The organism is Haladaptatus sp. R4 (assembly GCF_001625445.1).
Classification (GTDB): Archaea; Halobacteriota; Halobacteria; order Halobacteriales; family Haladaptataceae; genus Haladaptatus.
On sequence record NZ_LWHG01000006.1, the window covers coordinates 1 to 14,264 of the forward strand.

A 14,264-nucleotide genomic window follows, 5' to 3' on the forward strand; every position below is an offset into this window, starting at 1 on the left:
ATTGTCGATGCTGGTGAGATGTCCGGCGTTGAGTCCAATTAAACCGCAGGCTCCTCCGGTTGTAGTGCTCCCCCGCCAATTCCTTTAAGTTTCATCCTTGCGGACGTACTTCCCAGGCGGCTCGCTTCTCGGCTTCCCTACGGCATAGCACAGGCTCGTAGCCTGTGCCACACCTAGCGAGCATCGTTTACAGCTAGGACTACCCGGGTATCTAATCCGGTTCGTGACCCTAGCTTTCGTCCCTCACCGTCGGATCCATCCTCTCGAGGTGCTTTCGCGATCGGTGGTCCGTCTAGGATTACAGGATTTCACTCCTACCCCAGACGTACCCCTCGAGTCTTCTGGTCCCAAGCCAGCGGGTTTCCGTCGGACGCCTGCTCGTTGAGCGAGCAGATTTCCCGACGGACCTGTCTGGCCGGCTACGGACGCTTTAGGCCCAATAAAATTGGCCATCACTTGAGCTGCCGGTATTACCGCGGCGGCTGGCACCGGTCTTGCCCAGCTCTTATTCGTGTACCACCTTACGATACACAAAAGCGAGGACGTTATGCCCTCGCACTTGGAGTTCCCTTATCGCACTGTCGTGCAGTGTAAAGTTTTCGCGCCTGCTGCGCCCCGTAGGGCCTGGATTCTTGTCTCAGAATCCATCTCCGGGCTCTTGCTCTCACAACCCGTACCGATTATCGGCACGGTGGGCCGTTACCCCACCGTCTACCTAATCGGCCGCAGCCACATCCTATAGCGCCGGAGCGTTTCTGGCTCCCTGCATTTCCAGCAAGGGAGCGTTATTCAGTATTAGCCTCAGTTTCCCGAGAGTATTCTGATCTATAGGGTAGTTTGGCCACGTGTTACTGAGCTTTCCGCTACGAGTCTAAGCTCGTACAACTAGCATGGCTAAATCGAACTCCAATAGCAATGGCCTCCGGCAGGATCAACCGGAATGGTTGCCGAGCACAATGGCTCGGTGGGTCTGGCGGAAGCATGCTAATGCATGTATAGTGTCGCATATACGTTGGTCCGTCAGTTCGACGACCCCGAACCAAGTAACTGGACGGGTGTCACCGAACTGCCAGGGCTAACATCAGATTCCATCGTATACGGCTGACCGCAGGGGTGGAATCCTCATTTCCTTCGGATTTGAACGAAGGCGAGGAAGAGTATTAAACCCTTCGAACCTCGTTCGCCCCGAGATTGTGAGACGGTTTGAACGCCTCACAGATCGCGTTTTGAGTCTTTCTTCGCGTTTGTATCCAAGCGCCCTCTATCACTTAAGGGCGTCGGATCTCGCTCGCCTCCGGCGGTTTGTGGCCGGGGGCGCGTTCACATTCAATCCAATGCCCCCTTTGTACTTAAGGGCACCGGATTCGTCGTGTTTCGTTCGTCCCAAACCGAGGGACGCCGTCGACATTCCATCCGAGTGCCCCCATACACTTAAGGGCATTGGATTGGCTTTCTTTCGCCCGAAACCCAACCAACACATCGTGAAATGTGTCGGGTTTCCGGCTGACACCTCGCGGGGTGACCACGAGGCGTCCTTCGCATTCTATCGAAATGGCCGGTTGAATTTAAGTACGTCGAATCGAAGCGACAGTGGCACGATTCGACATATCCCACGGGACAAGCTCACATTACCGAGCGGTATTCCTCAATACCGAATCGTATATGGTTGTTTCGTGCGCGCGTGAGGAAGATCGTGTGACAATCTGCTGTTATCACGTTGTATACGAATCCGACAAATCAGTCCAGTTCGGGTTCTGCTGCTCGTGTCTTCGGACTGGCGGTCGGTGTGATCGCGTAGTCGATAGTGAGGAACTGGCGACCGAACAGCCACATCTCGTGTTGTGCGATGAGCGTGGTCTCGGAAGTTGCCATGGCTCCAGTTGTACCGGGAGTATCGCTTGCGGACCAAACGCGGAATTCCTCGTGCATGGGAAGCCGAATCGGAACGAACGGAGTTACGAGATAGAGTCCGGAATGACCGCCGGGCGTCCGGCGTTTCGAAGTGAGTCGAATAGCGCCTTCGTGTTCGGCCGAGTCGAGAGAGTCGATACGGAGAATTCCGCTCAAGTTCGAACCGGGGAGTGGAAGGGAGACGTTCATGTACGTTTCACCGGCGTACTCGTGGGTCGAATATGCCGCGACGAAAACGGCAGATCCGGTTTCCGAATCGGTTCGAACCCATGCACGGACGTTTTCACGCCCGTCCACGCTATCATCGATATCGATGATGCGGCTGTTCGCCGTCTTCGATGCGGTTCTCGGCAGTGGGAGGTTCAACTGTTCGAAGGAACTCGTGAACAGCGCGGCGATACGGGCACCGAGACGGAAACCACGATGCCAATGGGTGCGATATGAGAGCGTGTACTCGCTCGTTCGTTCGTAGAAGTTTCGAACAGCGGTGTGGACGGATTCGGTGTCGAAGTCGTGACGAGCGTACGTCGAGAACTCGTCTACCTGACCGACCGGCTTCGAACCGCCATCGGCCTCGATTCCGGTTCGTTCGACGTAATCCTCCCCGACTCGCCACGTCGAAGTCAGCGAGCTAAAAGGGATCGACGGGGTCGGATCCTCGAATCGCGGAGACGGTGTCGAAAGCCGCCAACCGACGATGCCGAGAAGAGCGAATCCAAGGGCGTTGAGGTGACCGTGAATTTGCACCATTCGTCCGATGGAAAGGTTTGCGATCGGAGTCCCGAGATACTGGGAGAGACCGTATCCGAGGGCGAACAGCATCGAGATACCGACGGCAACCGCAGCACCGATCAAGGATATCTGTTGGCGGCGGTTCGAGCGAGTTGGAACAACGCCGAGGATGAGAAGCAGCGCGAACGACATCACCGAGAGCGTGAGAACGGTAACGGACGCGACTTCGACGATGGGGGACAACGAGATTCCGAGGGCGATCAGTCCGGGACCGAAAACGACCACAGTAGCAATCGGTCGGTAGAATCGACGAACGTGATCGTCATCGATGGCGCGACCGGTGAGCCCCACCACGACCGGAAGGACGAACCCCGCATAATGGAAGTGAACGGCGGTGAAAAAGACGATAGCGTCACCGAACCCGAGTGGGTTCACTCCGAGGCGGCTTATCAGTAACCAACAACCACCGACGGCGATGTAGAGGAGTCCGGCATTGAGACAGAGTTCTTCCAGCGGACGGAACCCACGCGGAAGGAGACGAGCGAAACCCAAAAGAGCGACCGCTACCGTGGTCGCTAACCATGGAAGTACGAGAACGCCTGCGACGAGACCGGGGGAAACGACGAACGAGAGGGCGACCAGCACCGCACCGAACGGTTGCCCGAGGATGGCGATTCGGTGGAGGGGAGTACGTGAATCGGGTGTGACCATTCGCAGGACGAGCGGAACGAGGACGAGCGGGACGAGCAAGAATAAGTGTGCGATACGTCCGAGTGAGATCAGTACGGGGACGACGAGCCAGAGGACGGCACCGAGAAGCGCACTTCTATCGGGTGCGGTATCCACAGATAGAGAGATCATTGTTCAATGTGGTCTACGTGTTAATCGTATCACAAGTGGTGGTATGGGGTTTGTGGCCATCGGGAGGTAATATGAAGCGCGGCCATCAACTATTCCACCGTCAGACAGCGGACTGACACAGTTTGAATAGCGAAGCAAACGAACGGGATGATAATGGTGCGGGGTGCTCGTCGGAGCAAGGAATCGTTAGCGCAGTGTTATCAGTCGTCAACAGTGACATCCGTAGTGGTCCCGAACGTCAGTTTCGGAAGCATAAAGGAAACGTTCGTCTCCCGCTCGCCGGCCCACTTCAAGCGTGGTGACATGCGGCAGGCGTACGGGTGGACGAGCGCGATACTCACAGCAATAGCCACCGTTGGTGTACTGGCGCTCGCCCTCAGGGTGTTGTTGACGGGCTTGTTGGTCACGTTCGTCACGTCCGATATTCTCGTCGTCGTCGGGTTCAACGTCTGTGTGACGCTACTGGTTGGACGGTGGATCATTGGCCAAGTCCGAATTCATCCGTTAGAACGGCGTCAACTGGGAGTCCAAGCAGCGAGTTTTCGGCCGGGGGTATCGGAACAGCGGTATCGTCGGGCGAGGGAATCGTCTACGACTACCGACCGCCTGTGAACTACCCCGCCCTACACGCTTCGCACGGTGCGGACGGGGCTTCCTGTTTCCACGACGCGCTTTGCAGACACAACGGTGTCCGTAGGGAGCGCAGTCTCCACAGGCGTTGACGAATCGCAGAGCGATTCGTTCGCCAGCCAGAAATCGAAAATTTCTGGTGACGTTGATTCGGAGCATCCCGCTCCTATATCCGCTTTCTTCAACCCTCGAATGAGGATGTTCCACGCCGCATTCGTGTCTCTATCCGCTTCAAACCCGCACGACGGACACGAGTGTTTCCGAACCCATAGCGGTTTATCGGTCGAAATGCCACAGGATGCACACACCTTCGTAGTTCCTCGTGGGTTCACCGCAACGAAGTGCGTGCCTTCGCGTTCGCATTTGTACTCGAGCATCCGAAGGAACGTCCCCCATGATGCTCCCACTCGATTCCTACTGTTGTCGGGGAGTTCCATCAACCCTTTTGCATCCAAGTCTTCGACTGCTACAAGGTCGTACTCCCGAGCGTAGTAATTCGATAACTTGTGCAAGAAGTCCCAGCGCTTCTGTTTCAGGTCGGCGTGACGTTCGGCCACGGCACGGCGCTGTTTCTCCCAATTGTTCGAACCGTGTTGCTTCCGCGAGAGTGTACGTTGGGCACGTTCCAACCGCTCGCGTTTATTCGACAAGTCCAGCGATTCGACCGCTGTCCCATCGGTGTCGTGGGCGTACTTCAAGATACCCACGTCGATACCGACACACTTCTCGGGAGTATCCGGTTTTTTGGGAGCTTCGTCGGGTGTCTCGACACCGAGAATAGCGTACCACTTCCCGGTGGGTTCTTGCTTAATCGAGACGGTCTTAATGTCCGCGTCGTCGGGCAAGTCGCGGTGGAGGGTGATAGGAATCTCACCGAGTTTCGAGAGCCATAGACGTGTCCGACCGCTCGTGTTCTTGAGCTTGAAGCCAGATTGACTGTAGGTGAAACTTCGGTATTCATCGGGTGCTTTCCACTTGAGTGTCCCAACACGGTACCCGTTGTCTTTGCGACCACGGAGGGTCGAGAGGTTATCGTACAGCCGCTGAACGACCTTTTGAAGCACTTTCGAGTGAACGTCTTTCAAGTCGTTCCACCACTTTTTGAGACTCGGTAGGAGTTTCTGTTCGGAGTACGCCGACGTATCGTCGGTCCGGTTGAGTCGGTGGAGAAAGTGGTTATAGACCTGTCTACAGGTATCGACCGTCCATGCTAACCGCTCTTCAATGTCGACGGTTGGATTGAGTCGATATCTGTAGTTGTAGTTCATCTACGAGTGCTCTTCGATGTGTTCGTCAAGTTTATCTTGGACGAATCGGGAGAGATTCAGGTAGTTCTCCTGAATCCATTCTTCTTGGTCGTCGCGGATAGAGATGTTCTTACGCGTTGCCACACAATAACATACACAACTTGTGTGTATATAAGTTATGTTTCTGTGAACCTGTGGGTCCGCAATAGAACTGTGTAAGAGAGACTATGACGACGTTGACGAGACGCGTTGCGTCTCGTTCGTCCACAAGATCGAAGCTCTTTTGCACGCTGTATCCTCTCCCTACTCGTTCCCTTCGGTCGCTCCTTGAGGAAGGGCTTAGCGCCTGTAATTCAGGTAAAATCGATCGTCTCTACCGTTTAGCAGTTCGCGCCGGTTATCGAATCGAACGCCGCCGGATCCTCCCAGAGTTCCCCGAGCGTCGCGGCCGCCAGGTATCGGGTTGGAGCGGCGACCCACTCGGTCGTAACGCTGTCATCGGGAGCGGGAGCGGCCGCCTCGAACCACCACGCGACGTATCGGCCGTCGGTGAGCTTTGCGGTCGGGTACATCTGACCGTTCACGGCGACGTCCACACGGGAGTGTGCTTCGACTTCCGGGGCATCCTCGGGCGAATCCGCGACCAAGATTTCGATTTGGACGGTTCGTTCGGTCATATCGACGTCCCTCTGTCGCGGGATGTGTCCCGCTCGCGGACACGTGCGACAGTCGTGAGTCCCATGCGAGCACCAACGACGGTCACGTACAAGAAGGTCAGTCAGGCGTGTGTCTGACGGACAGGATATCGACGAACCGCAGCACCGACGAATTCTCAGTCCAACTGGATCGCCGTCGATTTCGAGCGTTCGGCGATTTCCGCCGCCGTCAACTCACGTCCTGCTTCCTGTGCGAGATAGGTCCCTTCCATGACGAGCATCGAGTTGAGCGCGATATCGCCCGTGGGAATCGGTACGTCGGCCGCACCGGTCAGCGTTCGAATCCAGTGGGAGAACTGGCCGATATCCCGTTCGAACTCGTACCCGCCCTCGCTTTCCAACAGTGCCTGTCGTGTCTCGTAATCGTTGATGTCCAGCGAAACCGTCGCCTCGTAGTCCGCAGTCGTCGTGTAGAACTCGAACGGGTCCAACTGGATACCGCCCTTCGTTCCCGCGACCTGACTCGGTTCGTCGGGGAGGAACATGTGCCACGCGGCGCGGACGGAGAGTACCGACCCGTCTTCGAGATGGGCGAAACCGAGACCGGCGTCCTCCACGTCGTACCCGGACGTCTCCAACCGGTCGGTGTACGTCGGACGATTGTCCCCCACGAGGTCCGCCGAATACGCATCGCCGGTGTGCTCGAAGGTTGCGCCGCTCACCCGTTCGACGGGCGCGTTGCCGAGTAGATACAGCAGTTGGCCGATTTGGTAGGTCCCGATATCGATCATCGGACCGCCACCGGCGGACTCCTTCGAGACGAATCCGGGCGTACCGTACCCGTCCACGAACGGTCGCCCCACGTCGACGCGAGCGAACGGCCTTTCCGTAGTATACGTCGCCAAGCTTTCCGTCGTCGATGAGTCGCTTTGCCGCGCGGGTTCGGTCGAGAAACAGGTTCTCGTTCTGCACGCCGAGGTATTTTCCCGCCGCTTCGGCCGCATCAGCGATCGCCTTGGCGTCGGTGTACGTTGCCGCGAGGGGTTTCTCACAGAAGACGTGACACCCGGCCTCGAAGGCGGCAATCGCGACCGGCGGGTGAAGGTTGTTGTGCACGCAGACGCTCACGGCGTCGAGGTCCGCGTCGTCGAGCATGTCGCGGAAATCCGAATAGACGGAGGGAATATCGTACTCGGCGGCGAGCGAATGCGCCGATTCCTCGTCGATGTCTGCAACTGCCACGAGAGATGCGTTCTCTATAGTAGTATACTCTCGCGCGTGTAGCTGTCCGCGGTTACCTGCGCCGACGATACCGATGTTAATTGAATTCACGAACGATGATGCACGATACACCATCATCAATCCTTTCGTCACGGTAATCGGAGGAACGAGATCTCGAAAACCGGTGGAAACGGCGCTGTCTTTCCAGATGGAACTGCCTCGTCGTCGGTGAGAGGTTTCGTGCTTCTCCGAGGGGAGCGACCCGGCCAAAATCACTTCCGATTATCAAACTAAGCGGCAGTATTGCCGAAAATGGCGTGGTCGGAGAATTTGGGTTATAGAGAGCGTGAAACGAAAGTATTCGAGATGATAAACAGTATATCGCTATATAAAATCTCGAGAATGTGAAGTTGAGACTACACAGGCAAGAGCGACCCCAGAATGCACGATATTAGCCAATGCACCTGCTGCAAGCGCTTCAAATTGAGGTCCAGAGATCTATTTTGGTTACTATTCTAACTCGTCCCGGGTTTAGCGACCGGCCGGATCAGCGCTGCCGCTAATCACCTGGCATTCATCGGCTCAAAATTTGTTCTAGCCGATCCCAGTTTGCTTCAACAGTGTAAGGACCGTATTTGCGGTCACAACTGGTGACTGCTTGTACTCACCGGTCACTTCGATCTGCACCAGCAGATCAACAGCACGCCAAATTGAGTACAGCAAACACGCGAATGCGAAGTAGAAGAACCGTAGCACAAAATTCTTTGATGTCGTTGCGGCCATGAACCGTTTGACGCTTTTGTACCCACTCTCGATTTCCCACCGATACGCATATTCTCGCAACAACCTCGGATCTCCGTTCGTCATGAACACCGAATACTGGCGATAATCGGTGCGCTCGGAGTTGTCCTTGCGTCGGTACACTAGTGTCGTTTCGTGCCACTCATCGTCATTCAACAGAAGGCTCCGATCAGTCACGTACCGGTTTTGATCCCATTGCAGTAACCGCTGTGCTTGGGCTTTCTCACTCGTCCACCAAACATCAATATACAGATAGCAATTAAAAATAATATAAAGTTTTAAAAGAAAAACATAAATAGAGACAGGAAAATATCAAATTGAGATGTCCAGAAATACAAACCAGAAGGAAGATAAAAAAGATTCAAAAAGGTCGATTAATCGGCGTCGCTTGATTAAGACAATGGGCGTTGTAGGAGGGGCAACAGCTTTGGGTAGTACAGCAATCGATACAGCTGCTGCCAAACATGGAGAAGTCAAAGAGGTCAAAAAGAATATCACAGTAGAATCTCTTTCCGCTCCAAGAAATGAAGGTGTAATCCAACGTGCGATAAATGATCCAGCAGTTAAAAAGATAAAAAGCAAATTCAATCGTGAAGGATGGGTACTCTCACAAGATGATCTGAACGCACTTAAGTCCACCCAAGAGAACAAAAAGAACTCACCTGATTCGACATATTATACTGTAATATTACCATTTAAACGACCAAGGGAGAATGGTAACGAAGAGACATATATTACTTGGTCAAGCTACGGGGATCTTGAACCGAGAGGATACAATGTCCATCAGAAGTCAGATGTACAAACAGAAGAGACAGAATCAAAGGTAGAATTCACCTCTTACTGGGTCGAAAACGGTGAACTCAAATCGCATAATGGAACCGATTCGCTCGATCCAGACATAAATCATGGTTCTGTTTCAGCAAAATTGCTCTGCACAGCCATGTATACATGTACTGGAAATCTGAATACCGCATGTATAGCTGGTGCGGCTGCCGGAGTAGTCGGCGGATCGGAGAGTTGCAAGGCTTGTTACGTCGATGTAACACGCATTAGCTGCATTGCGTGTGCGGCCGTTCTTATCGGAGCAGGGATTACCATTTCTCAGTGTTGTCAGCACGGGCACTGGGACTGTATATTCTGCTGCTGACGAACTTTTTTATGCGATTCGGATTTATAGCATAGTAATGCTAGGAATTAGTCGCAGCACCACATTTCTTCTCTCAGGAATAGTTCTACTTTTAGTTGCCACTTACGAGTGGATGATTGGGATTTCGTATGGAGCATTGTTTTTTGCAGTTGCAGGCTTATTGACACTATATATGAGTTATAACTATAGAAAGAATTATGAATAAATAGGAAGCAACATTGTCTATGTTATAAGTGAGGATTAGTTGGACAAATTTGTCTTTAACTATTTTAAACTGCATGTGCACTTGTAGTGGCGTCATTGCCTTCCGCATAGCAGATATCCCACTCACAGACTTATGAATCAGTCAAATGTAGCGCTGCCATATGCATTGACACAACTAATCTCAACTTCCGTTCAAGGGACAGTCCGACACAACTCACGAGTCTCAAATACGTCGAGAGGGTGGCTACAGTCCACTAAAAGAATTCGTCTCCCTGATTATATAGAGAATGGAGGGAACAACAAAAGAAGCATTCAGAACAAAAAGTTATTGTTTAATTGCACTTCAGTTTTAGTATGATCTCTCGCAAAGCACGCCTCCGATACATTCCGTACGGATTGATAGTCGTTGGTCTCATAGCTATCTGGTACGGTTACTTTGAGCGTCTTCCATTCCTTTTCATCGGAGTCGCCGCCATCCTTGGAGCAGGGTCTGTCCTCGTTCGTGGATACACCGCAGCTAATCTTGCAATCATGTTTGGAGTAATGTCACTGAGTGGCTTGCTTGGTGTTATCTATGCAGTTGGTGTCAGCAGGGCATCAATATGGGCTATTGCCTATCTTGCAGTTGGAATTGCGGCAGGCATACGGGCCAGACAATACTGGCAGGCCCGTCCGTGGAAACCAGAAGATAGTGGCTGGTAGGGTTGTTAGATTAGTGCTCTACTAAGTAGCTGACCTAGCTACAATCTCCCCGAGCAGGGTCTCAGGTAGCTCCACCGTATGCATTGAGAGAGCCAGTCTCAACCATTGTCGAGAATCGGAAGATGAGACTACACAGGAAATAGCAATCCCAAAATGCACAATTATTGCCGATCCGTCCTACTACAAGCACTTCACGCTGAACCTGAAAGGCGTTTCTGATTTATTTTTTAACATTTTCGCAATTGTCGTCACTTTGCTAGATATCTCGTATGGCATCTATTCCGATAGTAAGCGGTAGCTACTTCCTCGACAGAGCCGACCTCTGATGGTTCGGACGAAGGGATTATCGAGGCAAATAACTGAACGACCATAACCATTATTCTGCTCTCCGAAGCGGTCACAATATGGCAAATGAAATTTCACTAGATGGTCGCACACTTGCCGGAGTGGCAAATGATGAAGCAGGAGAGGTGGATGCAGATACCCTATTCAATTTCGAACAAGAAGGAGAACGGATCTACGCGAACTACTCCGGTGGTGCAATCGTGGACGGGCATTTAGTTGGAACCTTTGATGGAAAGCAGTGGGACATCCGATATGTTCAAATAAACGAGGCAGGTGAAACTGCTACCGGACACTCCGTTGGAAACGTCGAACTACTCAGTGATGGGCGTATCAGGGTTGAAGACGAATGGGAATGGGAATCGAAGCCCGGGAAAGGCGAGTCAGTTCACGAAGAACTTAGCGGATAAGGGCGTTTCTTTCTGGCAGCGTACCACCAGTTTTCGAGTATACCGCCTTACACGGGACGATGGGGCTGAATATCTCAGCATCCTCGGTTTCCGAGCGACTGCGTCGTGCACAGACTCGGTTCGTCGAAGAAACGGCCGCGACAACGTGACCACCTCTTCCAAACTGACAGACAAAGGTCTCTAGAGAGGTATGAGACTGGTCGAGATGTGCATAGCTAGGTAGAAGCGAATTCGATTGAAGCTCCAAATGAGATACTAGTGTATGCATCGAGAGTGCTAGTCCCAACAGTTGGTAGGGGTGGAAAATGGAGTAGATGAAGCAAACACGCGGCATCAACGGTGCTACCGGCTACAATACGGTGAAATCATATCGGCGTATGCTACTTATTCGTGAGATTCAGTTGCGCCGATCCGTGTACTGATCGGGGAGCTCCGCGGGTGCACAGTCGATGATATCCTCACGTTCGGTTCCGACGTCCTCGATAAACGTGATCTCAGCGAACTCATCGACCACCAGCTTTGGATACGTCGGTCCTTCGTCCCGATACTGGCGCATCTCATCGAGATGTTCGTTTTGGTAGCAGACGGTTAGCTCCGGGTTCTGCTCGATCCACTGTGGGAAGAAAATCACGCCATGGACCTCTCGTTCGGTGAGATTGAAGGAAACACTGACGCTGGTTCCAGTCGGCTCGTCCCAAGAGACCTTGAACACGTCATCGGAAAGTCGAACGATGTGGGCATCCTGGTCACGAACCCATCGGCCGCCGACCATCCCACTATGTATCCGATAATCGATCGTGTGCGCGTCCTTGATATACATCTCGTACTGCCAGCCAGTATCATACGTGTAGATGAAATGCTTACCAAGAACGCGGGAAAGCGTCTCGGGACGGGTTGATTCAAAGGATTCTGTCACGGGAATAAGTCGTGGGCATGGCGTGAAGTAACCACCCATAGCGGTCACTTTCACTGTGATTGTATCGATAGGTTCGGACCGAAGTCAGTGGAGCGGGTGTGCCGCAACGAGCGATTAGTACGACCAGCGCCCGCCCAGTTTGAGTTCCTGCTCGTACCCGGCGTCGATCAGATCACGCGTGTCCTCGCGGGAGCGACTCGGAACCTCGCGGTCGGGTTCGGTGAGAGCACAGACGGCGTCCGCGATGGTGACGGCGTGTTCGCGGAGGTCGCGGAGGTCGACCTTATCGAGGGTATCGGCGTGCGTGTGACCCCATCCGCGACCGCTCTTGTCGGGACTCGTCGAGGAGACCATCACGCCCGGAACTCCCTCTTGGACGAACGCCCACTGGTCCCCGTGTGGCGAAACGGTGTTGCTGGAAACGAGCGGAATCGACCGTTCGTCGGTCACCGCTTCGAAGGCGTCGAGGAGGTCGTCGAACTCGTTCGCGTTCACCGAAAGGGTTCTGTCCCGTCCCGCGCCGTCGATGTTGACGATGCACTTCACGGTGTCGAGGTCGTACGTGTTCATCGCGTGGTAGGCACCCTTGAGTCCGATCTCCTCCGAACCGAACACGACGACGCGAACGCGCGTTTCGAGTTCGTCCTCCGTTCGGGCGAGCAGGCGGGCGGCCTCGGTCGCCAACACGCTTCCTGCACCGTTGTCGTTCGCGCCCTCGGCGATATCGTGTGTATCGACGTGGGCCGTCAGAAGGACCATTTCGTCCGTGTCGGGACCGATGTCGCCACGACGTTGACGACGTCGACGGTTCGTTTCGACAGTCCACATCGACCGTGACCGAGAGGTCGCCGTCCTCGGCGTGGCGGGCGAGACGCGCCCCGAGTTCCTTCGAGACGCCGACCGCCGGGATCGAACCGGGGCGGTTATCGTAGCCCACCTCACCGGTCGGCGGGAGACATCCCTCTATGTGGTTCGTGAAGACGAAGCCGACCGCCCCGGCGTTGGCCGCGCTGACGTACTTCTCCATCCGGTGAATCCAGCGGCCGTAGCCGTCCGGCGTTTCGCTGGAAGCCAGTACGATTTTGCCCTCGCAGTCGGCGGTCTCGAAGTCCTCCGGTCGCCCGTACCCGACGTCCACCAGTTCGCCCTCAACCGTTCCGGCGGGCGTTCCCGGGAGCGCGACGACTTGATAATCCTTCTCGTAGCGCTGGCTGTGACTCCCGCTGGTCTCGATGGAGGAGGTACCCCGCCACCAACCGTCGATGTCGAATTCGTCGAGGTGGACGTCTCGCAGGCCAATTTCTTCGAAGTACCCTTCGAGGATTTCCGCGCCGTCCTTCTCCCCTCGCTGTCCGGCCATTCTGGTTTCGAGGTCGACGAGGTCTTCGAGGACCTGCCACTGGAAATCGTTCCGGTACGCGTCGCCGACGATGGTATCGGTGAGTCGGGTCATGAATGCAACCGTGCGGCGGTAGCGCAAAAACGTATGCCTCTCGGAAAAGAGGGACAGCTGCAAAACAGCTGACCAGAAATCGGCAGAAAATCGTCCGAATCGTCATCCGTCGGTGGTACGACAACCGAGCGGTATCAGGCGTCCAACGTTCGTCCGATAACGTACCCGACCAAGCCGAGCGGAATACCGGCGACGAAACCGACGAGCAGAACGACGCCGCCAAATAGGACGATTCTGGCGAGCGCGAGCGGTGGAATAGCTCGCGTCCCCGCTTCGGCGGCGGCGAATCCGTGCGTGAACAGCCACAACCCGGAACTGACACCGATACCGCCAGCGATGACCGACGCGAGCGCATCAGGGCTTTGATAGCCGAGGACGGCGGCCACGACGAGTCCAGCGACGGCGAAGACCGGAGCGATTGCGACTAGCGAGAGCATCAAAGCCAGTGGGAAGACAGTCAACACGGCAGCGGCCACTACTGCAAAACAGCCCCAGACGAGCAATACGGCCCGCTGTTCGTCGGCAATGTCGAAATTCCAGCGGGAACGGAGCGGACGAGGCGATTCGTCGTCCGACCGCAGGGACGAACCGATGGCGTAGCCGAGCGGCCCGGCGACGAGTACCGACACACCGATGGAAAACCACGCGGCCCGGCGGGCGGCGCGAACGGCGAGTTCGAGCGTCGCCGGTTCGAAGAGCGCCGTCGATGCGGCGTCGAACGCGAACACCGGTAGGACGGCGACGAGTATTCCGACGAGAACGCCGCCCCGAGACCAACCGACCCCCGCCGCGAGGAGGAAACCGGCGACTGCCGCGAGCGACAGGAGGGCAGGACCGAGGAGAAGCGTCGGTGCGACGAATCGCAGGGATACCGCGAATACGGCCATCACGAGTGCAGCGACCAGTGCTCGGACACTGGTCCGAGGATGGTCACCGACGAGGAGGGTTCGAGGAACCGTAGAGGGCATCGTAGCGATTCATACACGATGACGGAGCATAATCTTTCTCCACAACTGACTCGTCGAGGAGTT

General features: G+C 54.8%; 11 protein-coding genes, 1 rRNA gene and 4 pseudogenes. 5 read left to right on the top strand and 11 right to left on the bottom strand.

What is annotated here, in order from left to right; genetic code table 11:
* Positions 1–942: ribosomal RNA gene (locus A4G99_RS02720) — 16S ribosomal RNA — on the bottom strand; the annotation flags it as partial.
* Positions 943–1,737: 795 nt separating this feature from the next.
* The gene (locus tag A4G99_RS02725; protein ID WP_066139178.1) at positions 1,738–3,489 is read right to left on the bottom strand and encodes a YndJ family protein; all 1,752 of its coding nucleotides are present in this window, start codon (positions 3,487–3,489) and stop codon (positions 1,738–1,740) included.
* Positions 3,490–3,717: 228 nt separating this feature from the next.
* Here A4G99_RS02725 and A4G99_RS02730 point away from each other — a divergent pair, with 228 nt between their 5' ends.
* Positions 3,718–4,116, top strand: coding sequence for a hypothetical protein (locus A4G99_RS02730; RefSeq protein WP_150123012.1), 399 nt, complete (start codon positions 3,718–3,720; stop codon positions 4,114–4,116).
* Between the two features lie 11 nt (positions 4,117–4,127).
* Here A4G99_RS02730 and A4G99_RS02735 read toward each other — a convergent pair whose 3' ends face one another.
* From A4G99_RS02735 to A4G99_RS26730, 6 genes and pseudogenes are all read right to left on the bottom strand, one after another.
* Positions 4,128–5,402 carry an RNA-guided endonuclease TnpB family protein gene (locus A4G99_RS02735; protein WP_066139181.1) on the bottom strand — a complete coding sequence of 425 codons (1,275 nt, stop codon included), beginning with the start codon at positions 5,400–5,402 and terminating at the stop codon, positions 4,128–4,130.
* Positions 5,403–5,525: a hypothetical protein gene (locus A4G99_RS28485; RefSeq protein ID WP_255359008.1), complete on the bottom strand. Its 123-nt coding sequence runs from the start codon at positions 5,523–5,525 to the stop codon at positions 5,403–5,405.
* Positions 5,526–5,761: 236 nt separating this feature from the next.
* Complete coding sequence (locus tag A4G99_RS02740) at positions 5,762–6,058, bottom strand: hypothetical protein (RefSeq protein WP_066139184.1); 297 nt, start codon at positions 6,056–6,058, stop codon at positions 5,762–5,764.
* A 155-nt stretch (positions 6,059–6,213) separates the two neighbouring features.
* Positions 6,214–6,942 (bottom strand): Gfo/Idh/MocA family oxidoreductase, encoded by a 729-nt coding sequence (locus A4G99_RS26720; protein WP_223301644.1) that lies wholly within the window; start codon positions 6,940–6,942, stop codon positions 6,214–6,216.
* 124 nt (positions 6,943–7,066) lie between these two features.
* Positions 7,067–7,396 (bottom strand): annotated as a pseudogene (locus A4G99_RS26725) (Gfo/Idh/MocA family protein); the annotation flags it as partial.
* Between the two features lie 456 nt (positions 7,397–7,852).
* A pseudogene (locus A4G99_RS26730) lies at positions 7,853–8,290 on the bottom strand (transposase); the annotation flags it as partial.
* A 91-nt stretch (positions 8,291–8,381) separates the two neighbouring features.
* Here A4G99_RS26730 and A4G99_RS25005 point away from each other — a divergent pair.
* The 4 genes and pseudogenes from A4G99_RS25005 to A4G99_RS29700 form a co-directional block, all read left to right on the top strand.
* Complete coding sequence (locus A4G99_RS25005) at positions 8,382–9,206, top strand: twin-arginine translocation signal domain-containing protein (protein ID WP_150123013.1); 825 nt, start codon at positions 8,382–8,384, stop codon at positions 9,204–9,206.
* A gap of 558 nt (positions 9,207–9,764) precedes the next feature.
* A complete protein-coding gene (locus tag A4G99_RS25640; RefSeq protein ID WP_190303668.1) occupies positions 9,765–10,112 on the top strand; it encodes a hypothetical protein in 348 nt (115 codons plus the stop codon).
* Between the two features lie 404 nt (positions 10,113–10,516).
* A complete protein-coding gene (locus A4G99_RS02755; protein WP_066139189.1) occupies positions 10,517–10,864 on the top strand; it encodes a hypothetical protein in 348 nt (115 codons plus the stop codon).
* Positions 10,865–10,929: 65 nt separating this feature from the next.
* Positions 10,930–11,013 (top strand): annotated as a pseudogene (locus A4G99_RS29700) (DNA-binding protein); the annotation flags it as partial.
* A gap of 248 nt (positions 11,014–11,261) precedes the next feature.
* Here A4G99_RS29700 and A4G99_RS02760 read toward each other — a convergent pair.
* From A4G99_RS02760 to A4G99_RS02770, 3 genes and pseudogenes are all read right to left on the bottom strand, one after another.
* Complete coding sequence (locus tag A4G99_RS02760) at positions 11,262–11,780, bottom strand: phenolic acid decarboxylase (protein ID WP_066139192.1); 519 nt, start codon at positions 11,778–11,780, stop codon at positions 11,262–11,264.
* Positions 11,781–11,894: 114 nt separating this feature from the next.
* Positions 11,895–13,233, bottom strand: a pseudogene (locus A4G99_RS29705) (M28 family peptidase).
* 134 nt (positions 13,234–13,367) lie between these two features.
* The gene (locus A4G99_RS02770; RefSeq protein WP_150123014.1) at positions 13,368–14,201 is read right to left on the bottom strand and encodes a hypothetical protein; all 834 of its coding nucleotides are present in this window, start codon (positions 14,199–14,201) and stop codon (positions 13,368–13,370) included.
* Between the last annotated feature and the right edge of the window lie 63 nt (positions 14,202–14,264).